The organism is Psychrobacter nivimaris (assembly GCF_904846365.1).
Taxonomy (GTDB): Bacteria; Pseudomonadota; Gammaproteobacteria; order Pseudomonadales; family Moraxellaceae; genus Psychrobacter; species Psychrobacter nivimaris_B.
On the sequence record NZ_CAJHAL010000002.1, the window covers coordinates 1 to 24,737 of the forward strand.

Here is a 24,737-nt window from a genome sequence, read left to right on the forward strand (position 1 = left end):
TGGTTTATCCAAACGTGCTGGATCAGAAGTTTGATGCAAACCGTCCTAATGATGCATGGGTAAGCGATATTACTTATATCTGGACTGCTGAGGGCTGGTTGTATTTGGCAGGCGTTAAAGATTTATATACCAAAGAGCTTGTCGGCTATGCTATCAACAAACGCATGACTGCTGACTTGGTTTGCCGTGCACTCAATATGGCAATCAAAAACAAACGACCTAATAAAGGATTAATTGTGCATTCAGACAGAGGCAGTCAGTACTGTAGCCATGCCTACCACAAAATCATTAAGCAGCATCACTTTATAGGCTCTATGAGTGGTCGTGGCAATTGTTATGACAATGCGCCAATAGAAAGCTTCTGGGGCATATTAAAGAATGAGCTAATATATCATAAGGACTATAAAACACGATTCACAGCCATTACTGACATCATCAAATATATCGAGCTGTATTACAATCAGACTAGGATTCAAAAGGGTTTGGGCTATAAATCGCCAAGACAGGTGTGGTTTGACTTTTATCGTCAGGCTGCGTAACTAAAATCTCCCAAGTTTAGTTCTACGGGATTGACAGCAGGGGTCAGATTTAAACTGTCATGGTTGAAAGTGAAACAGCTGATAAACGCATGTAACCTTTCATCAAAATCAGGCTTATAAAAAGAGTTCTCTTTCACGGACTCAAGGTAGTTTGTAAGCAACTTACCTTCGCTAGGATCATTAACATTATTGATGGTATTTAAACGAAAAGCGCTTGGCTTGTCTTTATTTTTTTCTTTAGAAAGCAGCTTATTGGTTGTATATGTACTTGTATAGTGTGCCAGTTTTCTTTCAGGAGCTTGCTCGTCTTCTGATAAAGGAAGAAAATCTAGTTTTAAGATGTCTATAATTTTCTCTACCTTGCCTTTCAAATCGTTACTCATCTCTCCTATTTTCTTAGTCTCAATATTCATTTTTAATTTACATATTTTTTCGTAGCAACTGGACTGATATGAGTAAGAACCTCCAATTAATTTAAATAAATTTAGAGATTTTATATAGTTTTCTTGGTAAAAATATTTTTTTGCAACCCCAAAAGCATCGCCTCTTATACTATCAAAAGTGTCCTCTTTCACACCATTAAAAGCATATTCACTACCTTCTAAGAACTCAACTATAGAGTCATAAGAAGCATCTAAATCATTCATAAAAAAGTATTGATTAGCAAATATAAGTATTAATGCTTTATAGTAAATAGCACCATCATCTTCTCTTATATTCTTTAAATACTTCACACCTAATTCATATTTTTTATTCTTATCCATGTAGTCTTCTAGCTCAAACTGAGCACTTATATATTCTTCATCTCCATTCTTCTCACGCGTCACTTTCAGTAACTTCTCAACTTCTTTTTGAGTCACTTCATCGAGACCATTTAATTCATCAATATTCATCATTTACTCCCTAACCAACTCTAAAAACTCATCTTCACCCACCACTTTCACACCCAATTTTTCCGCTTTGGTCAGTTTAGAACCAGCCTTATCCCCTGCCAGTAGCGCAGTGGTTTTTGCAGAGATGCTGCCCGAGACTTTTGCACCCAACGCTTGTAGTTTGGCTTTGGCTTCATCACGCGCCATGCTATCGAGCGCACCCGTGATGACCCACGTTTGCCCATCGAGTGGGAGCCCTTCTGAGGCGACTTGCTCGACCTTATCCCAATGTACGCCAGCTTCAAGCAATGAATTAATCACTTCGATATTGTGCGGCGCACGGAAGAACTTATAGGTCAGCTCGGCAGTGATTTCTCCGACATCTGGGGTTTTTATCAGGGTCTCGATACTCGCCGCCATCAGACTATCTAAATCACCAAACTGCTGGGCAAAGTTCTGCGCCGTACCTTCACCGACACCGCGGATGCCGAGTGCATAGATGAAGCGAGCCAATGTCGTATTCTTGCTGGCTTCGATAGCGTTAATGATATTTTGTACCGATTTTTCACCCAGTTTCTCAAAGGTGACCATCTCATCCGCATGATTGTGCAACTGATAGATATCAGCAACGGTTTTGACCAGACCATGCTCAAAGAAGCTAATCAGCCAACTTGCACCAAGTCCATCGATATCCATGGCACGACGTGAGACAAAATGAATAAGTGCTTCTTGCTGCTGCGCTGGGCAAAACAGCCCACCCGTACAGCGCGCCAATGCTTCGTCTTCTGGTAGCACGACAGGAGAGTCACAGACAGGACAAGTCGAAGGTAGCGTGACCGGCTCGCTATCGGCTGGGCGCTGATCGTGCCAGACACGAGTGACTTTTGGGATGACATCACCTGCACGGTGAACGCTGACCGTGTCGCCTGCGCGCACATCTAAACGTTGAATCTCGCCAAAGTTATGCAAGGTGACATTGCTGACAGTGACGCCGCCAACTTTGACAGGCTCAAGCTTGCCGACTGGTGTGATTTGACCCGTACGGCCAACTTGCCATTCGATATCGTTGAGACGTGTCATTACCGTTTCGGCAGGGAATTTATAAGCGGTTGCCCAGCGTGGCTCACGTGATAGGTAGCCTAACTGCTGCTGTAACGCAAGGTTGTTTACCTTAATCACCATACCGTCAATCTCAAATGGCAGATCGCTACGCCCTTCTATCACTGACTCATAATAGGTCTGGGCGGCGCGTGGATTTGCTACCACTTCTACGGCGCTGACCGTAAATCCAAGCTCGGTAAGCCATGCCAACGCCCCTGACTGAGTGTCGATATTCTCAGGCAAACCCTGATTGACCGAATAGCCATAGAAAGCCAATGGACGACTGGCTGCTATCGCTGGATCTAACTGACGTAAGCTACCAGCAGCGGCATTACGCGGGTTAGCAAAGGTTTTGCCCTCATTCTCTTCTGCCAATCGATTAAGACGCTCAAAGCCTGCCTTAGGCATCAATACTTCACCGCGCACTTCTAGCAACTCAATATCAGCAGCATCAGCTATCCATAGGGGCAAGTTACGAATGGTCTTAGCATTCTGGGTAATATCTTCACCGGTCTGCCCATCACCGCGCGTGACCGCTTGGACAAATTTACCATGCTCATACTTCAGTGAGACCGCCAGTCCATCGAGCTTTAGCTCCATCTCGTATTCAGGGTTTTGCTGCGAGTCGCTGAGGCGATCATTGACACGGCGCATAAAATCGCGCAAATCATCATATTCAAAGACATTGCCTAATGACAGCATCGGAATATCATGCGTGACTTGAGTGAAGGCCGATAGTGGCATATCGCCGACTTGATTGATTGGACTGTCTGGCTGCACCAAATCTGGATATTCTTCTTCAATCTCGAGCAACGAGCGACGCAATTGGTCGTACTCGCTGTCTTCTAAAATTGGATTGTCGAGCACGTAATAGGCATAGTTATGCGTCTTAATCGCTTCAATAAGCGCACGCATTTTTGAGACAATCTCTGCACTATTATTGGTACTACTGTCGGTCGGACTAGGCACATTAGATTTGGCAGGTGCTTGATTTTCTACTTGAGCAGGTAGGTTTTTAGAGTTATTTGATGAGGTAGAGTCAGTCATAGTCGGCGTCTTTTTTGCAATTCAAGATGTCGATATGATAACAAGTTTGTAGGAAGCTCGGTATAGTCAATCCTATATAAATCAGATACCATGTTAGGCTCGCTCAGTCTACTATGGTTAGTATTCTGCAGAAACTACAGCCCAATAAAAAAGGCAAATAACGTTAATCGCTATTCGCCTTTTTTATGATTTCTGCTATTAATCAGCTTTTAACTTTCTTAGCTTAGCCTTCGCGCTGCTAACCCTCATAATCACGGACTTGGTTACGTAGTTGCTGCTTGTATTCAGGCGTGATTGGTTCATTCTCTTCATCCAGCATAATCGCATCAAGGTCGCTTGCCATCATATAAGCAATGCTCATCATACTATCAAAGCTGCGTACGGCTTGTGGATGCGGCAGTGACAGGAATACGACGACACCGTTATAGGTGTTGGTCGCGACACTATGCGGATCAAACGGTGCGATACCACTATCGGTGATGCCCATCATGCTAAACCACAGCATACCCGTGCCGTCTTTTTGCTCGTAGCGATGGAACATATTCATCGCGCCATAGCGTAGACCGTATTTATCAATCAATGCTAGCAGGTCACGACCACGGATAATCGCCGCTGGACGATCGCGATATTGGTGCGGCAAGATGGTGATATTGATATTGTCTTTGGCATTGATCAATGGGCCGTTTTGCGCATCATCACCTGACTCTGATAGATGCTGATCCAGTATCGGGCTGTTGTCATCGAAGCTTGGCTCTTCTGCCGTATCAATGGTTGGCATCAGGCTATCGGTCGCTGACATTAGGCTAGAGAACGCATCAGGCTCTTGCTCGATATGCATCTGATCTGCGACTTCTACAAACTCAGCACTATCGGCACGGCGTTGCTCTTCTTGCCAGCGCGCGTAGTCCGCTTCATCGATGACGTCATGGTCGTCAGTTGCTACATGGTCACGCTCAGCCGTTAGTTGAGCGTCAACGTTAGTATGCGTTTGCGTCAATGGCTCTTCTTCAACGACGGCATCCAAGTAGCTACGATCTGGACCGATGCTCGTCTCGCCTGCGACCGTATCATCAAGATCTGGCTGATCGACGATGTTGCGCTCGTGACGCGGTATGATGGGAATACCATTTTTATCATAATTGACCGCAGCAGCTTCGGTAGCACCGCGGCGCTTAAAGCTACGAATGACCATAAACAGCCCTGCGAGCACGATAAACGCGGCAATGGCAATCAATATAAACTGAATAACGGTCATGATAAATACATCCTAGTATATATAACAAAAGGGAATACACAAACGAGCATAAATGGCAATATTCTAGCATGGCTGACCTATATCGTCACCACATTGTGTACTTTATAACCAGTATGCTGGACTGAGGTCAAGCTTATTTGCATTTATGCCAACTGATTGATTATATTTGCATCGCACTGATTCTCATAGCACTTTTAGTAACAACTACTTCACGCTTAGCTCTCTACGTAACGCGCGGCTTCATCGAGCGACACACTGACTAGTGTAGAAATGCCTGCACTTGGCATAGTGATACCCTTTAGCTCATCAGCAATTTGCATCGTCAGTTTATTATGACTGATAAAAATAAACTGTAAATCATCTGCTAGCTCATGAATGAGACTGGTAAAGCGCGCGACGTTGGCATCATCAAGCGGTGCATCAACTTCATCAAGGACACAGAACGGTGCAGGATGCTGCTTAAATATCGCAAAAATCAAACTCAGCGCGGTAAGGGTTTTTTCACCGCCCGATAGTACCGCCAAGCGACTGTTGCGTTTGCCCTTTGGCTGCGCCATTAAGGTAAGCCCTGCCCGCCATTGTTCGGACTTTGGCGTATTGGCTGGCATCTCGTCAGTGTTCAACGTCAGGCTAGCTTGTCCACCGCCAAAGACTTTGGCAAATAAATTGGCCAGCTCATTATTGACCGCATCAAGCGTCTGCATAAACAGCGTCTTGGTCGTCTCATCAATAGAGGCAATCGCTTCAGTCAATGTCTGCATACTGGCCGCGATATCTGCCGTCTGCTGTGCGAGTGGATCCAAGCGTTCGTTTACCTCGGCCAACTCTGCGACCGCTGCCAAATTGACTGGCCCAATTTTGCTCAACTGCTGGGTCAACTTGGCGCGCTCAGATTCTAGCTCAGCGATTTTGTCTGGACGGACGCGGCGATCATGAGCGATAAAAGCTGCTAGCAAGTTTGAGACGCTCATGCTTTGTTGCGGTTGCTCTGCTTGCGCTTTATATTTATGACTCACACGATAGTAGGCATCTAAGGCGCTTTGCGTGTGCGAACTAGCATCTTCCAAGCGCGCTGCACTCAGTGCCAGCTCAGTAGCATGACGGGCAAGCTCGCTTTGCTGCGTTTGCAATGTATTTTGCAATGTATCAAATGCTGTCTGCTGCTCAGCGTACGTTTGTTTTAATGCCATTAGCGCAGTATCACGCTCGTTCAATAGCACTTGCTGCTCATCGCGCGTTACCTGTGCAGACTGCAAAGCTGCTTGTAGCTCTGGCAATTTGGATTGCTGCTTCTCGTGACGCGTCTGTAGACTTTGCTCATTCTCTAACGACTTATCATGTTGCTCAGTCGTACGAGCCAGACTGCTAATACTATGTTCTAAGCGCATCTCATATTGCTGAATACGCAGCTGCAATGCTTGCCAGGCATCATCATCAGCTTGACGTGCACGGTTTAGCTCACTGCGCTCAGCTTGCAGTTGCTGAGTTGTCGCTCGTGCATCTACTATTTGCGGAGTGAGTGTGGCGATCTCGCCTTCAATGTGCTGCTGCTCATGCTCGAGCGTTTGTTGCTCTTGCGCCAGTTCTTGCTTTTCCTGCTCAAGCGTTGCTTTATCAGCGTTCAAACGCTGGCTATCCGCTTGCAAGCGCTCAGCGTTGGCTCGCTCGGTCGTCAGTTGCTGCTGGTATTTATGCTTATCACGGGTTAACTGCTCAGCTTGCGCGCGCGTTTCTTCCAAGCTAACCATCAACGCATCATAGTCACGCTGGTCTTTGGCGATAGATTTTTGCTGGTCTTGTATTTCGGTTTCAAACTCATCAAGCAAGTCTTCTAACGCTTGCAAACGCGTACGCTGTTGCAAACGCTGCGTGAGGGATTGGCTATTGCTATCTTTTTTCTCATCCTGTGCACCAGCGAATTTGCTTAAATTAATCGTCCCATGACGACTGAACAGCCAACCATCTGCAGTAAGCAATATCGCTGATGGTGGTAATGACTTTAGAACATCGGTAAGTGTATCAATTTCATGCTGCTCACTGATCTCAAGCTGCGCCGTATATATATAACATTGCTGCCAAAGCGCTAATGTAGGCTGTTTAATCAACTGCGATAATGGCAACACTTTATCAATCAAATTGTCTGGCAATTCGCTGACAAATTCTTGGTCACTAATATCACTTTGCGCAGTAGGCAACCATAAGCTATGACCCGTCTCTACTAGAGCTTTATCTTTTGCACTGGCTGGCGTGTTTTGTGCCGTTTGATAAGTCAGTAAATCTGCAACGTCATGCTCAAGCGATTGCCATAAGCTATCAGTTTTCTGAGAAATACTATTAGCATTATTAACGTTTGATTGCTTGATTTGATTAGCTTGTTGGTTGGCTTGTTGATTAGCAACCAGCACATGGCTATCTAGCCATAATGCCAAGATATTATCGAGTAGCGGCGCATACTCCTGCCCTTTGGCACTTAGCTCAATCTGCTCACGTAGCGTTGCAATGGCTAACGGCTGATGATGTATACCATCGTTATCTACATTATCTGTCGCGGTAACTTTCGACTTTGCTGATTGCTGTTGTGTAGGTTTCGGATGCAGTATTTGATGCAGGGTATCGTATTCGCCTGCCAGTAGCGCATGACGCTTTTCATTATCGCTTAGCTCGCTCTGTTGTGCGTTTAGTCTCTGCTGCAAACTATGCGCTTGCGGTTGTATCTCTGATAATCGTTCATCGACGGCTTCACGTTGACGCTCAACCTGCTGCAACTGCATGCTTAGCTCAGTGACTTGCTGTTCTAGCACTTGACTGAGATCTTGCGCATTATTCGTCTTACTCACATCAGCACGGTCAGATGGCGCTATAGACTGCTGTAATTGCTGCCACAGGTTTTGCCAGTTTTGCTCGCGGCGTTGCCATTTATCATAGCTTTTCTGATGGCGTTTTTGTGCTTGAGTGTTGATGGCTTGCTGCTGCTCAAGCGAACGGGCTTTATCTTGCAAGCGTGACAGATTGTTTTGCGCTTCATGCCACGCACGTTGTAGTGGCTGCTCATTACGCTTATAGTTATTGCGTTTATCTGTTAGCTCAGTCAGCTGCGGACGTAACGCTTCTAGCGCTTGATTCTGCTCAGCTTGTTCAGCGTTGAGCTGTTCGATATCAGTGAGTGATTGCATACGCTGCTGAGCCAAGCCAGACAGTTGCTGCTCAATAGTAACCAGCTGTGCCTTGGCATCACTTAGCTTATGTTCCGCTTGTTGATAGCCGAGCTGCTGCTGATAGTGAGCGCTTTGGGCATCGTCTTTGAGCCATTGCTCTTGATTGATACGAGCAGTGAGCTTATCTTGCTGCGCTTTGAGCGTGTCGTAGTCAGCCTGTAGTGACGACACCTCCGTAGCACTACGCTCATGCGCTACTTTCTGCTGTTGATGCGTTTGCTTGGCTTGATACAGCTGCTGAATAGCGAGCTGCTGCTCGATATCAGCCAGTGTTAATGCCAACTCTTCGTAACGCTGCGCACTGGCCGCCTGCTTAGACAGTGTCTTTTGTTGACGCAGTAACTCGCTTTGCATATCGTGCAAACGCGCTAGATTGTCCCTTGTCTTCTCTAACTTCTTTTGCGTTTCTTCACGGCGAGCCTGATAGCGCGAGACACCTGCCGCCTCTTCGATAAACTCACGCAGCTGCACAGGACTAGACTCAACAATGCGCCCAATCATGCCTTGCTCAATTACCGCATAACTACGTGCACCCAGCCCTGTACCTAAAAACACATCGACCACATCACGGCGACGACAACGCGTACCATTGATAAAATAATCTGAGCGGCCATCTTTATTTACCTGACGGCGAACGGATAGCTCTTGGTACAAGTTAAACTCGTGGCGAATACCAGTCTGCTCATCTTGGGTATGCTCAAAGGTTAGCTCGACACTGGCGACACTTTTGGCTGTTTTGTCTTGCGTACCAGCAAAGATCACATCGCTCATCGCCCCGCCGCGTAACTGCTTGGCGGAGGTTTCGCCCAGCACCCAGCGGATGGCATCAATCACATTGGATTTGCCACAGCCGTTCGGCCCGACGATGGCAGTGATACCATGACGAAAAGTAAAGGTTGTTGGATTGGCAAAGGATTTGAAGCCTGCCAGCTTTAGAGATTTTAAACGCATGAAGAGTCAATAAACTTAGCAAAAACAGGCGGCTATTCTACCTGAAATTGTAGTGGGTTTTTAGGGTTAAACGGCTAACTGCATAAACGATTTTGATTCAAGGCTTTGATGGAACCCTCGCAGCAGTTTTTGCTCCACTTGGCAGACGTTATTTTCTGCTAAATAGCGATTATTAAACTCGATAAAGGCTGACCAAGAGATACTTGCCACTTCCAAATGATCGACTATTTCTAACAGCTCTGGTCTTAGTAGATGCTGATATTTCCTTGGCCGTTTATGACACAGAGCCAACTCCCGATTCACGAGCGTTTGCTTGTTTTGCTTTAGCGCGTCACCACCGATAAATAACAGCAAAAATTTTGCCCCTTTATCGATAAAGCCTTTTGCTAATAAATGCTCGTACATCAAGCAGTACTTTAGGATTGGGTCTGGGTTTTTCCGGCCAGCGAGTTTTAGCTCATTGGCTATCAATACATTCGCCTGATGGTTGTAGGCTAGGTTGTCCATATACATTGCTTTGAGCTCTGTACTGTTTTCGAACATACCGCTATTACCATGTGTCGACCATGACCCACTTGGCTCAAAGCTAATACATTGCTGATAAAATAAGTTCAGATAAACATCACTGCACAAACTCAAAAAAATATCGAATTCTTTATTTAGATAGTCTTCAGAAAAGAACGTTACGCGGCGCACGGCTTCTCTCGCATTACAGATACCCATCGTTTGCGTTGAATAGGTCTCTAGTTGCTCAGTCTCATTCATTTTTGTATTGAGCTTTTTGATGATTGATTGCTCAATCTCTTCTATATTTTTATCCTTTAACTCTGGGTGAGTCGCCCATTCGATGATTTGGCATACGTATTGCTTTTTAGTGATGCCTAAAATGCGCTGCGGCTCCCATGCCAAAAACTCTACCATATTAGAGAGACCCGTCGTCCATGATAACTGGTCTTTTAGATGATTCATTGAGCCGAAAACACGGCGGTACTTTTCTGCAGCTTTCATACTAATAATGTCTCACGGTTTGCATACTAATTTATTCAGTTTAACGTTTCTTCTGCTTTGACTAAAAACACAATAGTAGATGCTGTCATATGTAGCACATACTGAATAAGATGTTCAGGAACCTCTACAGTTTTATTACCTTTACCATGACCGCTCAACTTATTTCTAGGTGTGGGTATGCTAGATGCCAACATATTATTCAACGAAGTGAAATGATCAGTCCAAAATTTTGGTATTAACTCGTTACGTATACAACAATTTATAAGCCTGCTTGCAGTATCTCGATTTTTATCATACTCCCAACCATGTTTATCTAATATAATTTTCATAGTGCTTTCAAAAGCTTTGAGACAATCTGATAAAGCAGAATCATAACGACCATGACGATAATGTTCGTGAGCTTTTAGAAACTCTTCTTGTGCACCTTTATATAGTGGATTACTGAGTAGTTGAAGTGCTGGATGTACTGATTCAGTGTGAATAAACTCAGAATCTACTCTAACAATTTGCCCATTTTCATATTGATAACCTATATTATGTTCATAAAAGCGCTGATTTAACTCATCAATTGCTTTCTTGGAAATAACATAAGCATCTTCACGTTTACCAAAATCAAATTCTGAAGTTTTATTTTCAACAACATTACAAACCATCTCTAAGATAGTGAGAAAGTCATCTGTATCCTGTTCACTAATAAAAAACTCTAGGATAGACTGATAGCTACTCTTAGTAGATACTTTATTAGTAGGACCTTTTATAGACAACCTGCCCTTTTCTCTAGAAAATTGCTTACAGACTGTAGACATCTCCTCGTCTATATTAAGAAGAAATTTTTGCAAGTCTCCGCTACTTATATTTATTCGGACGTCACCCCTTAAACTCCTTACCTCTAAATCTTCTGGGGAATAAAATACATCCGCAAGTATATGAAATACTTGGACTCTAAAAGCCTTAGGAAAGCCATCATACTGATAAAGGTTTAAACTCTCTTCCTGAGCTTTATTTCTTTTGAAATACAATTCTCTTTCCATAACAACCTCTCTTTTATCAAATAGCACTACATCTTTACATACTAAGAACTAAAGCATCCCTAACCCACTCAATAACAACTGCCCTCCAGCAAATATCAATAATATGCCAAATGCGCGCTTAAGCATTAGCGCAGGTAAGACATGGGCTAGCTTGGCACCGACTTTTGCCATCGCAAAGCTGGCGACTGAAATAAATAGAAACCCAGTAATATGGACAAACCCTATCGTGCCCTCGGGCAGATTGACCACGTCTTGACCGAACCAAGCAAACCCTGCTGCCCCAGCCAATGCAATCGGTAGACCGCATGCCGCTGATGTGCCGACCGATTGTTTCATCGGAAGCCCTGCCCAGTTCAAGAACGGTACGGTCAAGCTGCCGCCACCAATGCCAAAAATAGAGGACGCCATACCAATGCCCGTGCCTGCACCAAACTGGACGCTAGCCGATGGTAACGGTTTACCCACCTGTTCTTTATTTGAAAAGAACAGCATTTTTAGCGCAACCAATAGTGCACCGAAACCAATGATAGCCTGTAGAGCTTGCCCATCAATCATATCCGCGATACCAGCGCCGACCAAACTACCGATGACCAATCCAAGCGCCATCTTACGCCATACTTCCCAGCGCACGCCGCCGCGCTTGTTATGTGCCGTCAGTGAGCTGATTGAAGTTACAACGATGGTCGCCAGTGACGTCCCGATGGCCAAATGGGTGATTACTTCTGGCGAAAAGTCATAAGCGGTAAAAATCCAGACCAAAGCCGGCACGATAATCATGCCACCGCCGACGCCAAACAAGCCCGCGCTGACACCCGCAAACGCGCCTGCAATCACAAACCACACATATAACATCATAGAACGAACCTTTTATAATACTGACTGGCGCTATAGTACTCACTAGCGCTTAGGCGTGCTTAATTGTATTTGCCAAATCTCAGCGTGACCTTTATGCTGTTTACTCGGTACTGTCTGACCGCAATAATCGCTCAGTATATCAAAGTTTCCTTTAACCACATCGACTAAACTTATGCCGCCACTCACTAGTTTTTCTACCTATTTATCCGAGCTCAATCACCGTCATGTGGCTAGTAGCGCCTCGACCAATAGCGAGCTGATAGAAGCCTTGCAAAACGGGGCATTAGATGTCGCCACCGTACACGTTTTGACCGCAGAAACCCAAAGCGCAGGTCGTGGACAGCACGGGCGCTCGTGGCAATCACCGCGCGGCAATGTCTATCTGTCGCTATACCATCCCGTGCATATGCCAATCAGTGGCTTGCTATCGCTCATCATTGGCCTTGAACTGGCAAAAATGCCCGTCATTCAAACACTGAACGAGCAACTACAAGCGCAGGGACTGACACCAATCGGTGTGAAATGGGCAAATGACTTGGGTTTTTATCAGCAAACTAAGAGTCAATCTGAAGAGCTATCTAAAGTGCAATCCATGACGGACAGCTCGGTATTGGATTCCGTATTGAATGGTGATGTAGCAAATCAGCGTACCCTACCCTTTAATAAACTGGCTGGTATTTTGATAGAGCCAGTGACTAAAGCTGGTAGGTTGGTCGGTGTGGTGCTAGGCATTGGCCTAAACGTACAGGCAGCACCCAAGCTCACCACACAAACGTCTGAAGGCATGAGCTACCAAGCGATTAGCTTACAAGATATTAATGAGAGGCTGCCTTTAGAGACACGATCTTCGAGCCTACCAGACCTACCAATGCTCTATCAGCAGATGAGCAAAACATTGATGGCGGCGATGACACGCTTTGAGCATTTGGGCATAGAGCAGCCAACGGGTCATACTTATTATTTGGATAGTTTTTTGGAGCAGTTTGCGATGATGGATGCGCTATCAGGTCTGCGCTTACGCGTCACGCAAGACTATAATAACGAAGAAAAAGTCGTGACGGGAATCGCTTGCGGTGTCGACACACATGGCTGTTTGCAATTGCGCCAAGATAGCGGTAAGATTTCTACGCTTTTTACTGGACGCATCGACGTTATTTATTAGGGCGTGTCCCTATTTTAAAAATGGTGATAAAAATGAGATGAATCGCAGGCAAACAAGGAAAATAGTGCAGACAATATCGAGATATTGACCAGCTATTTGACGCCGTTTGTCAAAGATTTAGCCATTTTTGGCCCATTTAGTGACAAACGTTTGAATTAGGGACATGCCCTAGGCTTAGACAACTATATTGATGAACCCCATCATTAACGAGCACTATATAAAGGGACTTTTATGCTCTGGCTTGATCTTGGAAATACCCGCCTAAAATACTGGCTAACCGATGATATCGGACAAATAGTCGCACATGATGCCAAGCAGCACCTGCAAGCACCTGCCGAACTACTTATGGGTCTGACAGATCGTTTTGAGCGTTATGCACCTGACTTTATTGGTATCTCATCGGTATTGGGTGACAATCTCAATGCAAAAGTATCAGAGACACTCAGTCGTTTGAATATTCCGTTTGAGTTTGTCCATGTCGATGCAGCACATACTCTGATGAAAAGTGCTTACAATGATCAGCAGCTCGGCTGTGATCGCTGGCTACAGATGCTCGGTGCGGTCGATAAGAAAAAACGCCAGTGTGTGATTGGTTGCGGTACAGCGGTGACCATTGATTTGATTGATCATGCTGAGCATTTGGGCGGTTATATTTTCCCCAGTATCTACCTGCAACGTGAATCACTGTTCTCTGGTACTAAGCAAATCACTATCTCGAACGGTACTTTTGATAGCGTCAGCCAAGGCTTAACCACTCAAGACGCGGTCCATCGCGGTATTTTGCTTTCTATCGTCGGCGCGATCAATGAGATTAGTCATCGTCACCCTAATTTTGAATTGATTATGACAGGTGGTGATGCAGCTATTATTTCGCAGCATGTTAATCGCCCAGTGCGCTTACGTGATGATTTGCTCTTGAACGGTTTGGCAAGATACTTTGATTATCGGAATAAGTCTTAACCGCTTATAGATAATTCGGTTTGACGTTGACATGAAAAAAGCAGCACGTTTTAAGCGTACTGCTTTTTTATTTTACTATCAGAAAATAGCTAACGTGTTTCTAGTTATTGCCCCAATACTTTCTTATTTAGTCTCGTTAAACAGCTCACGACCGACTAGCATACGGCGGATTTCACTGGTACCTGCGCCAATCTCATATAGCTTAGCATCGCGCCAGTAGCGACCAAGTGGATACTCGTTGGTGTAGCCATTACCCCCAAATATTTGAATGCCCTCGCCTGCCATCCATGTGGCTTTTTCAGCACACCATAGAATCACACTGGCGCAATCTTTACGTACTTCTCGACTATGACCGGCACCGCGCGCGTCCAACATATCGAGATTTTTACCCACGGTATATAAGAAGCTACGACCTGCTTGCAGTATCGTATACATGTCCGCAACTTTACCTTGGATAAGCTGGAACTCACCGATCGCTTGACCAAACTGTTTACGGTCGTGGATATAAGGCACCACATTGTCCATCACCGCTTGCATGATACCGATAGGACCTGCGGCTAATACGGCACGCTCATAATCTAGGCCACTCATCAAGACCTTGACGCCTTGATTAAGACCGCCCAAGATATTTTCGCTTGGTACTTTTACATTATTGAAAGTCATCTCACCAGTATGGCTACCACGCATGCCGAGCTTATCTAGCTTTTGTGCGGTACCAAAGCCTTCCATACCTTTTTCAACGATAAAGGCCGTCATGCCTTTTGCACCTAATTCAGGATTGGTCTTGGCATAGACCACCATTACGTCCGCATCAGGGCCATTGGTGATCCACATTTTGCTACCGTTTAAAATATAGCTGCCGTCTTTTGCTTCGGCTTTGAGCTTCATACTAACGACGTCTGAGCCAGCGCCTGTCTCACTCATGGCCAGTGCACCGATGAACTCGCCGCTGATTAGCTTTGGTAGATATTTCTGCTTTTGTGCCTCAGAGCCGTTACGTTTGATTTGGTTAATACATAGGTTTGAGTGCGCACCATAGCTCAGTGCTACCGATGCCGAAGCACGGCTAATCTCTTCCATTGCAACCATATGGGCAACATAACCCATGTTAGAGCCGCCATACTCTTCAGGAACGGTAATACCATGTAGACCGAGGTCGCCCATTTTTTGCCACAAATCCATTGGGAACTCATCGCTGCTATCAATCTCAGCAGCACGTGGGGCGATCTCATTGGTAGCAAACTGCTGTACGACATCACGTAGGGCGTCAATATCTTCGCCAAGTTGAAAATTTAATCCAGGTAAACTCATAACCATTCCTTGTTTTTAGTATTTAATTTTTACGATAATTTTTAAGACTGACGTTTATTGATTAGAGCACGTGCCACGTTTGAGCCGTTAGGACGCTTTAAGAACTCGCTGATACGCTCGCCTGCCACGACCAATTTATCCAAATCGATACCCGTGCTGATACCCATACCATGCAGCATATACACCACATCTTCAGTCGCAACATTGCCCGTTGCGCCTTTGGCATACGGACAACCGCCAAGACCAGCGACGGAAGTATCAAACTCACTCACACCCATCTGCAAGGCAGCCAGAGTATTGCTTAGTGCCTGGCCATAAGTATCATGGAAATGACCTGATAGCATAGAGATATCAGCATACTCAAGTGCAGCTTGCAATGCTCGTTGTACTTTGAGCGGCGTACCCACACCGATCGTATCGGCAATGCCAATTTGCTCTGAACCAATCTCTACCAGACGCTTGGTCACATAGGCTACTTGGCTTGGGTCAATCTCGCCTTCATAGGGACAACCAACCGTACAAGAGATGACGCCACGTACTTTAATACCTTGCGCTTTTGCCGCAGCGGCAACGGGCGCGAAACGCTCAATACTCTCATCGATACTGCAATTGATGTTTTTTTGACTAAAGGTTTCGCTGGCTGAGCAAAAAATAACAATTTCATCAGGACGGTAGGCAATCGCATTGTCAAAGCCGCGCATATTGGGCACGAGTACTGAGTAACAAACGTCCTTCTGCCGCGTTGGCGCAAGCGCATCAAGTAGTGCGCTGTTATCACCCATTTGTGGCACCCACTTTGGCGAGACAAAACTGGTCGCCTCCAATTTTTTGACACCTGCTGCAATTAAATCATTGATTAAGGCTTGTTTAACCTCGGTCGGTACCGTCATGGATTCGTTTTGCAATCCATCACGCGGACTGACATCGACGATGGTGACATGGCTTGGATACGAGTGGCTCATGCTTATTGTCCTTTTCTATTCGCTTTCACTATCGATACGCAGTAGCTTATCACCATCAGCGACCAAATCACCTGCTGCAAATAATAGCTCTGCTACCACACCATCAGTTGGTGCGGTAATGGTATGTTCGATTTTCATGGCCTCGATGACCGCAAGTGACTCACCTTTTTTGACGGTGTCGCCTACCGCAACTTTAAAGGCAACGACTTGCCCTGGCATCGGTGATTTTAAGCTACCAACCGCTGCGGTATCCTCACCCACATGTGCCATCACATCAATCAGGGTAATCTCATCGCGTCCGCTATCTGTGAACGCATAAACTGTCTCATTATTAACCCAGCTCTGCGCACTGATACGTGCACCCTCTAACCATAAGGTATGATTGTGCGCATCACTGCTATCATAGCTGACTTGGCCTTCATAAACCGTTTCAGTCTGAGCGGCGACATTGATATTGCTATCATCCTGCGTATTCGCGATTTCTTTACCAATGACAAGCGCAAAGCTACTGAGATTGTCACCGCCCTTTTTGCGTTCAGCGCCACTCGAATTGTGCCAGTTACTGATACGGGCATAATAGGACTGCTCATCATACACCAAGCTAAATGAACGAGTATAATCGCTATAAGCACGGAAACCAGTAGGCTTGCTAAAGGGGTCATTGTCTATCTTTTGTAATACGGTTTCGCTCGCAAGCTGCTGCGTAATAGCCGTCACCACAAGCGTCGATAATCCAAGCGGATGCTGATCAAACAGCTTGTCCTGCTCACGCTCTATCAATGCCGTATCAAGATTGGCGTTGTTAAATGAGTCGGTATTTAAGATATAACGCAAAAATGCCACGTTATTTGGTAGACCCACAATACGCGTCTGCGCCAATGCACGATCTAGTCTCGCCAACGCTTGCTCGCGTGTGGGCGCATGGACGATAAGCTTGGCAATCATAGAATCGTAGAAGGGACTGATGACATCACCCTCGCGTACGCCATCATCGATACGCACATCAGCGCCGTTTTTATCAATGACAAAGGTGCTGTGCTCAGGCTTCTGATAGGTAAACAACGTTCCTGTCGCTGGTAAAAAATTATTGTCAGGGTTTTCAGCACAGATACGCGCTTCGATCGCATGGCCATTGATCGTCAAATCGTCTTGCGATTTTGGCAATGGCTGACCCGCAGCAACCAACAGCTGCCACTCGACCAAATCCACACCAGTAATGGCTTCGCTGACCGGATGTTCAACTTGCAAGCGCGTGTTCATCTCCATGAAATAAAAATTCATCGTGCCTTCGCGCTGCTCCACAATAAACTCAACCGTGCCAGCGCCGACATAATTAACCGCACGCGCCGCCTCAATTGCAGCCGTACCCATCGCTTCACGCATGGCCGTATCGACACCCGGTGCCGGCGCTTCTTCTAATACTTTTTGATGGCGACGCTGCACGGAGCAATCACGCTCAAACAGGTGCACATAATTACCATGCGTATCACCGAATACTTGAATTTCAATATGACGTGGTTTTAGCGCGTATTTTTCAACCAATACTTGATCATTGCCAAAACTGGTAATCGCTTCACGGCGACATGAATCTAACAGGTCAATAAAATCGCTGCTTTTTTCAACGATACGCATACCTTTACCGCCACCACCTGCACTCGCTTTAATCAAGACAGGATAGTCAATACTATCGGCCTGCTGCTGCAAAAACTGTGCGTCTTGATTGTCACCATGATAGCCCGGTATCAGCGGCACACCAGCTGACTCCATCAAGCGCTTGGACTCAGACTTGCCACCCATAGCACGGATAGCATCTGCCGATGGGCCAATAAATACCAAGCCAGCATCTTGGCAAGCCTGCGCAAAGTCTGCATTTTCACTCAAAAACCCATACCCCGGATGAATCGCTTGAGCGCCCGTTTCAAGCGCTATCGCAATAATAGCATCGCCTTTTAGATAACTGTCTTTTGGTGCCGAACCACCCAAATAGATAGCTTCATCACAGACGGCCACATGCTTGGCCTCACGATCCGCATCAGAATAAACAGCAACGGTACTGACGCCAAGACGCTTAGCAGTCGCGGCCACTCGGCAAGCAATTTCACCACGGTTGGCGATTAGAATTTTAGAAAACATAACTATCCCTGTGTCTTGTCGTTATTATTTGACGTCTTGTCTATTTGCCTATCATTGTTCTACTACTAGTTAGTCTGCCATTAGCCAATCAGGTTTACGCTTTTGCAAAAACGCTTGCACCCCCTCTTTACCTTGCTTTGATGAGCGGATATCAGCGATACCTTTAACCGTGTCAGCAATAAGCTCATCTGTAATAGGTGCACCAGCGATATTGTGTAATAGTTGCTTACAGGTTTTTACCGCGTCAGGGCTGTTTTTGACGACCTTATTACAGAATGCAGCCACTTCATCGGCCAGCCCTTCTTCGCTAACACGCTCATGGATAAAACCAAGCTGACGTGCCTTTTTAGCATCAAATACCTCAGCACTTAAGAAGTAACGCTGCGACGCTCTAGCGCCTAGCGCACGGATAACATAAGGACTGATAGTGGCAGGTGCCAACCCCAAACGCACTTCACTGAGGCAGAAATTAGCAATCTTAACGGCGATAGCCACATCGCAAACAGCAACTAAACCCATGCCACCTGCGTATACATCGCCTTGAATAGCCGCGACTGTTGGCTTAGGACATTCATAAATAGTCTTAAGCATTTGCGCCAATTTATCAGCATCCGCTAGATTCTCTTCATAGCTATAATCCGCCATGGCACGCATCCAATTGAGGTCAGCGCCTGCACAAAACGCCTTGCCAGCTGCTGCTAGCACAATGACACGTACTTCATCATCAGCACCAAGCGTATTGAATGCATCGGTTAGCTCGGCTATCATTTCATCGTTAAAGGCATTACGTATTTCAGGGCGGTTTAATGTCACCGTAGCCACGTGCTGTTCAACATTAACCAGTAGGCTTTTATAATTTTTATCACTATCTTTTTGCATAACTTTCTCTATATTTTTTATGTAAATACTCAAACAAACTCTTGGTCAATCCATAATAATGTTAATACAAGGAAACCAAGTACAAAGACTAAGCGTAGATGTACCAATCATACTTTAAATAAGGTTAACGCCGTAGTCGCTTACTATGAGAAGACCTTAGAAGTCTTACATTCTAAAGACCCCAAATGTCGTCTCTTCAATCGGTGCATTATATGCAGCGCTTAGTCCTAAAGCCAATACATTACGGGTATCGGCAGGATCAATTACGCCGTCATCCCACATGCGTGCGGTAGCATAATACGGATGACCTTGCTCTTCGTACATTTCACGAATCGGTGCTTTAAATGCCGCTTCGTCCTCATCGCTCCACGCTTCACCTTTGCGATCAAAATTATCACGCTTGACCGTTGCCAGTACTGATGCAGCTTGCTCGCCGCCCATGACAGAGATACGGGCATTTGGCCACATCCATAAGAAACGCGGGCTATAAGCACGACCGCACATACCGTAGTTACCAGCTCCGAACGAGCCACCGACGATAACCGTGAACTTTGGCACTTTTGCATTGGCCACTGCCATTACCATTTTGGCGCCATGACGAGCGATCCCTTCGTTCTCGTATTTACGACCCACCATAAAGCCAGTAATGTTCTGCAGGAACACTAATGGAATTTTGCGCTTACAGCACAGCTCGATGAAGTGAGTACCTTTTTGCGCTGACTCACTGAACAAGATACCGTTATTGGCAATAATACCAACAGGCATCCCTTCGATATGAGCAAATCCACAGACCAGCGTCGTACCAAAGCGTGCTTTAAACTCATCAAAGGCACTGTCATCAACGATACGTGCAATGATTTCTCTGATATCAAATGGCTTGCGCTTGTCCGTTGGAATCACGCCGTACAATTCTTTAGCATCATAACGTGGCGGACGCGCTGTGATTTGATTAGGAATATTTTTCGCAGGGCGATTTAGGTGACTGACGATATTACGCGCAATCGATAACGCGTGCGTATCATTCTGCGCTAGATGATCGACCACGCCCGAAAGTCGGGTATGTACATCGCCGCCACCTAAATCTTCTGCCGTGACCTCTTCACCCGTCGCTGCTTTAACCAGTGGTGGACCACCTAAAAAGATAGTGCCTTGTTCTTTGACGATAATAGATTCATCGCTCATGGCAGGCACATAAGCACCGCCAGCCGTACAGCTGCCCATAACCACAGCAATCTGTGGAATACCTGCCGCACTCAGATTGGCTTGGTTAAAGAAGATACGGCCGAAATGTTCTTTATCCGGGAACACATCGTCTTGGTTCGGTAAATTGGCACCACCTGAATCAACCAGATACACACATGGCAGATGGTTTTCTTGCGCAATCTCTTGTGCTCGTAGATGCTTTTTGACCGTCATTGGGTAGTACGTGCCGCCTTTTACCGTGGCATCATTACAGACAATCATACACTCGATGCCATTGATACGGCCAATACCTGCAATCACGCCAGCCGCCGGAATCTCTTCGCCATACATATCATGTGCAGCCATCGGTGCCACTTCTAGGAAAGGTGTACCTACATCCAACAAACGCTCGACGCGTTCACGTGGTAACAACTTACCACGCGCTAGATGCTTGGCTCGTGCGCGCTCTGAGCCACCTTGGGCAACTTTACGCAAGTGTACATACAGGTCATCGACTATCTCTTGCATCGCGGCACTGTTTTGCTGAAAATCGCTTGAGTTTGGACTCAGTTTACTGGTTATGATAGCGCTCATGATATCCCTTTTTTTCTTATACATAGATAGATACGTAGATGTGAGTAGCTTTTTATATAAATGATACTAACTGCTATTTTTAAGCGTTGCTCACATATAGTCGATTCAATTTAAAAGTAGTACAAGGCAACCGAGTGCAGATGTATGTGTGATACTTCAAGCGAGGTTAATGCTGTAATACTTTTATAGTGAAATGAATATGGTTAGTCTTTTGTTTTTTAGAGCAGATAAGTAAGCTTACTACAAACCCAACTCTTCTTTCATTTGCTCAATGATTTTATATTTTTGAATCTTGCCAGTGATGGTCATTGGATATTCAGTCACAAAGCGATAGTAAGTTGGCACTTTATAATGAGCGATATGGTCGCTACAGAACTCGCGTACTTCCTGTTCAGTCAAGCAGCCAGGTTCTTTTGGAATAATCCATGCCGCAAGTACTTCACCATAACGCTCATCTGGTATACCCACGATTTGCACATCACGAATCTTTGGATGGCGATAGAGATAATTTTCAATTTCTACTGGATAGATATTTTCGCCGCCGCGAATCACCATATCTTTACTACGGCCGACGATTTTGACATAGCCGTCTTCATCCATTGTGGCCAAGTCACCCGTATGCATCCAACCATCTTGGATAGCCTCACGCGTTTTAAAACGGCTACCCCAATAGCCTTTCATCACTGAATAGCCTCGTGTGAGCAACTCACCTGTCTCGCCTAGCGGTACAATTTCACCTGTTTCTGTATCGACGACTTTCACCTCAAGCGCAGGCTGTACCAGTCCTACCGTCGAGACTTGCTTATCAAGTGGCGTATGCTCATTGGTCTGGCAAGATACAGGACTGGTCTCTGTCATGCCATAGGCAATGGTGACTTCGCTCATATGCATCTTATCGATGACACGGCGCATAACCTCAATCGGACAACTAGAGCCAGCCATTATGCCAGTACGTAAGGTAGACAAATCAAAGTTTTCAAATTCAGGATGGTCAAGCTCTGCGATAAACATCGTTGGCACGCCGTGCAGACCTGTACATTTCTCTTCTTCGACTGCCTGCAATACGGTCAATGGCTCAAAGCCGTCGTTTGGATATACGATACAGCCGCCATGTGTGAGAATCGCTAGATTACCAAGCACCATACCAAAGCAATGATACAGAGGTACTGGAATACACAGCCTATCCTCTTCAGTGAGATTCATGGCCTCACCGATAAAGTAGCCATTATTTAAGATATTACGATGGCTTAAGGTGGCACCTTTTGGTGTACCAGTCGTACCACTGGTGAACTGGACATTGATGGCATCAGTGTTTTTAAGCTGAGTTTGACGTTCGGCAACACGCGGATCGTTGGCATCGCCCTCGCTCATCCACGCAGAGAATTTTTGCATAAAACCAAAGATCTCGTCCGACTCTGGCTCATCAATCCAGATGATGCGTTCAATCGTTGGAATCTCGACCAAATCAAGCTGAGTGTAATCTTTATGGTAAATCTCAGGACACAGCTCGCGAATTAAACTGGCGTAGTCACTGGTTTTGAAATGGCGCATCAGTACGAGCGCTGAGCAGCCCAGTTTATTTAAGGCATATTGCAGCTCAAAAGTACGGTAGGCAGGATTGATATTAACGAGGATAACGCCGACTTTTGCCGTGGCCAATTGCATGAGCAACCACTCGGCATTGTTGTGCGACCAAATACCGATACGATCACCAATCTCTAGTCCCATCTCAATCATACTACTGGCTAGCTGATTTACTTGCTGCTGTAGCTCACGATATGTCCAACGGATATTTTGATGGCGGACGACCAGTGCTTCGCGCTCAGGATATTTGGAAACAATAGCATCAAAAAAGTCACCGATTGTCGCTTCAATCAGCGGTACATCAGGACCTTTGTCATAGCTTTGAGTAAGTGGTGCATTGGCTGAGCGTGCGCCCATATTGATACTAGGAATGTTGTTTAAAATAGTGTCGAAGTCAACGTGAATCGAATCGAAATCAGGAGTTTGAGTCATAACGAGTCCTTTCGTTTTACTTTTTATAGTATTTATAAATAGCACTTATTAATAGCCTGCGTGCAAACCTTCTTCCTTGGGCAGGTCTTACATAGCATTCAGCTACTATAACGCCATCAATGAAAGCCTGTCAACGATATCAATACAGTATGTATCATTTAATTAGACTGTCTGCCTTTCTACTTAGTAAAAGGTAGCATAGAATCATGGCAAACTTTTGACATAAGAAAGCCAGCCACATCATAAGTAACGAGCTGGCTCAATCATCAATATTGTCTTTTGACTGAATTGTCTGGAAAGGAATCTAATAAAGGACATTACTTATAAATACTGTGCTTTATTAGTTTTTCAAAAGACGGTATTGCAATCGTTATGCTTTAGGAGCTGCAGGCGCTTTAATCGTTACTGTTGCGCTAACGGCTTCATTATCATCGAGCAAATCCATGATTAGCTCATCATCACTCTCAGTCTTCACTTGCCAATTGCCCACTGCTTGCGGTACACCCGTCACCATCACAGAGATGGCTTTGTTCTTAAGGCGAATCATTGGCGGCTTATGATCATAGCCACTATGCTCATGACCTAAGATATCATCAGCGATAGTCGCGGCCTGCGCGCGTAATGGCGCAACATAACGACAAGCGACCCCATTGATAGACATACAGTCACCGATAGCATAGATATTCGCTGCATTGGTACGCAACGTCGCTGCATCCACCACGATACCCGTACGGCGATCGAATTCCACACCAGCCGCCGTAGGTAATTGCTCATCGACTGTCAGACCTGTACTGGCAATCACATGATCTACAATCAGTGGTTCGAGCGGCTGAATATCAGCATTGTCTGCATCCGATAATAATGGGGCATAGTCTACTTGTAGCTTCTCGGCATCTTCGCTATCGTCGTCATTACTGCCAACACGAGTAACAGCTGATACTTGATAACCACCTAAGAATTGAATACCTTGCGACTCGATTGCTTTGGCGATACGTGCGGTCGCTTTCGCTGGTAGCATCTGTGAAAGCGGTGCATCATTTAAATCAATAAGCGTTACTTTATGACCAGCTTTAAGTAGGTCTTCTGCGATTTCTGTACCCACCATACCAGCACCAACGATCGCAACGTGCTGGCTACCTGTTGCTAGCTTTTCTTGTAGCTGACTAAAACGCTCGATATGATTGACATGCCAGACCAAATCTTGCGGCAAACTTTTAGGGAAGATAGGATGCGCACCCATCGCTAGCACCATTTTCTCATAGCCGATAGTCGTCAATGCGTCATCTGATTGCGCAGTAGATCGTACCTGTACGGTTTGGCTCACTGGATCGATATCTGTCACTTGCGTATTGGCTAACAACGTCACTTCTGCTGTCTTAGCCGCTTCGCTACCAGATGCCCGTACCAAATCTGATGCGCGTTTGTTTTGGCTGATTGCCATCGTCAACATCGGCTTATGATAACGGTCGCCACTATCAGCTGTGATTAGGGTGATGGAGATATCTGTGTCTTTGGCACGAATGGCATCAATGACATGCCAGCCTGCCAGTCCTGCACCAATAATAACCACACCTTTTTTTGATGCTGTGCTTGTTGCTACAGATAGATTTTCTACGCTCATATAAACTCCAAGATGGTTTATGACTTATTTTAATTATCAAAAA

General features: G+C 45.5%; 17 protein-coding genes. 3 read left to right on the top strand and 14 right to left on the bottom strand.

All coding sequences use genetic code 11. From position 1 onward, the window contains the following. A partial coding sequence (locus JMX63_RS01070; RefSeq protein WP_201570260.1) for an IS3 family transposase occupies positions 1–539 on the top strand: 539 nt, incomplete at its 5' end. Here JMX63_RS01070 and JMX63_RS01075 read toward each other — a convergent pair. From JMX63_RS01075 to JMX63_RS01105, 7 genes are all read right to left on the bottom strand, one after another. Then, positions 527–1,432 carry a hypothetical protein gene (locus tag JMX63_RS01075; protein WP_201570262.1) on the bottom strand — a complete coding sequence of 302 codons (906 nt, stop codon included), beginning with the start codon at positions 1,430–1,432 and terminating at the stop codon, positions 527–529. The genes JMX63_RS01070 and JMX63_RS01075 overlap by 13 nt on opposite strands. Positions 1,433–1,435: 3 nt before the next feature. After that, entirely contained in the window at positions 1,436–3,427 is a 1,992-nt protein-coding gene (gene ligA / locus JMX63_RS01080; protein ID WP_227673208.1) for an NAD-dependent DNA ligase LigA, read from the bottom strand. 370 nt (positions 3,428–3,797) lie between these two features. Further along, a complete protein-coding gene (locus JMX63_RS01085) occupies positions 3,798–4,814 on the bottom strand; it encodes a cell division protein ZipA (protein WP_201570268.1) in 1,017 nt (338 codons plus the stop codon). A gap of 215 nt (positions 4,815–5,029) precedes the next feature. Continuing rightward, entirely contained in the window at positions 5,030–8,980 is a 3,951-nt protein-coding gene (locus JMX63_RS01090) for an AAA family ATPase (protein WP_201570269.1), read from the bottom strand. Positions 8,981–9,046: 66 nt separating this feature from the next. After that, the gene (locus tag JMX63_RS01095) at positions 9,047–9,988 is read right to left on the bottom strand and encodes a hypothetical protein (protein ID WP_201570271.1); all 942 of its coding nucleotides are present in this window, start codon (positions 9,986–9,988) and stop codon (positions 9,047–9,049) included. A gap of 35 nt (positions 9,989–10,023) precedes the next feature. Further along, positions 10,024–11,019 carry an STM4504/CBY_0614 family protein gene (locus tag JMX63_RS01100; protein WP_201570273.1) on the bottom strand — a complete coding sequence of 332 codons (996 nt, stop codon included), beginning with the start codon at positions 11,017–11,019 and terminating at the stop codon, positions 10,024–10,026. Positions 11,020–11,067: 48 nt separating this feature from the next. Next, on the bottom strand, positions 11,068–11,871 hold the full coding sequence (locus tag JMX63_RS01105; protein ID WP_201570501.1) for a sulfite exporter TauE/SafE family protein: 804 nt from the start codon (positions 11,869–11,871) through the stop codon (positions 11,068–11,070). A gap of 175 nt (positions 11,872–12,046) precedes the next feature. Here JMX63_RS01105 and JMX63_RS01110 point away from each other — a divergent pair, with 175 nt between their 5' ends. Further along, positions 12,047–13,036 (top strand): biotin--[acetyl-CoA-carboxylase] ligase, encoded by a 990-nt coding sequence (locus tag JMX63_RS01110; protein WP_201570282.1) that lies wholly within the window; start codon positions 12,047–12,049, stop codon positions 13,034–13,036. A 231-nt stretch (positions 13,037–13,267) separates the two neighbouring features. Then, positions 13,268–13,996, top strand: coding sequence for a pantothenate kinase (locus JMX63_RS01115; protein ID WP_201570291.1), 729 nt, complete (start codon positions 13,268–13,270; stop codon positions 13,994–13,996). Between the two features lie 123 nt (positions 13,997–14,119). Here the strand turns inward: JMX63_RS01115 and JMX63_RS01120 are convergent, their stop codons facing one another. The 7 genes from JMX63_RS01120 to JMX63_RS01150 all read right to left on the bottom strand — a co-directional run bounded on the left by JMX63_RS01120 (position 14,120) and on the right by JMX63_RS01150 (position 24,694). Further along, positions 14,120–15,307, bottom strand: a complete 1,188-nt coding sequence (locus tag JMX63_RS01120; RefSeq protein ID WP_201570294.1) for an isovaleryl-CoA dehydrogenase — start codon at positions 15,305–15,307, stop codon at positions 14,120–14,122. A 41-nt stretch (positions 15,308–15,348) separates the two neighbouring features. After that, a complete protein-coding gene (locus JMX63_RS01125; RefSeq protein ID WP_201570296.1) occupies positions 15,349–16,269 on the bottom strand; it encodes a hydroxymethylglutaryl-CoA lyase in 921 nt (306 codons plus the stop codon). Between the two features lie 15 nt (positions 16,270–16,284). Next, complete coding sequence (locus JMX63_RS01130) at positions 16,285–18,402, bottom strand: acetyl/propionyl/methylcrotonyl-CoA carboxylase subunit alpha (protein ID WP_134292793.1); 2,118 nt, start codon at positions 18,400–18,402, stop codon at positions 16,285–16,287. Between the two features lie 69 nt (positions 18,403–18,471). Continuing rightward, positions 18,472–19,281, bottom strand: a complete 810-nt coding sequence (locus JMX63_RS01135; RefSeq protein WP_101205587.1) for an enoyl-CoA hydratase/isomerase family protein — start codon at positions 19,279–19,281, stop codon at positions 18,472–18,474. 165 nt (positions 19,282–19,446) lie between these two features. Then, positions 19,447–21,057: a carboxyl transferase domain-containing protein gene (locus tag JMX63_RS01140; protein WP_101205585.1), complete on the bottom strand. Its 1,611-nt coding sequence runs from the start codon at positions 21,055–21,057 to the stop codon at positions 19,447–19,449. Positions 21,058–21,297: 240 nt separating this feature from the next. After that, positions 21,298–23,073, bottom strand: coding sequence for an AMP-binding protein (locus tag JMX63_RS01145; protein ID WP_201570298.1), 1,776 nt, complete (start codon positions 23,071–23,073; stop codon positions 21,298–21,300). 370 nt (positions 23,074–23,443) lie between these two features. After that, entirely contained in the window at positions 23,444–24,694 is a 1,251-nt protein-coding gene (locus tag JMX63_RS01150) for an FAD-dependent oxidoreductase (protein ID WP_201570300.1), read from the bottom strand. Between the last annotated feature and the right edge of the window lie 43 nt (positions 24,695–24,737).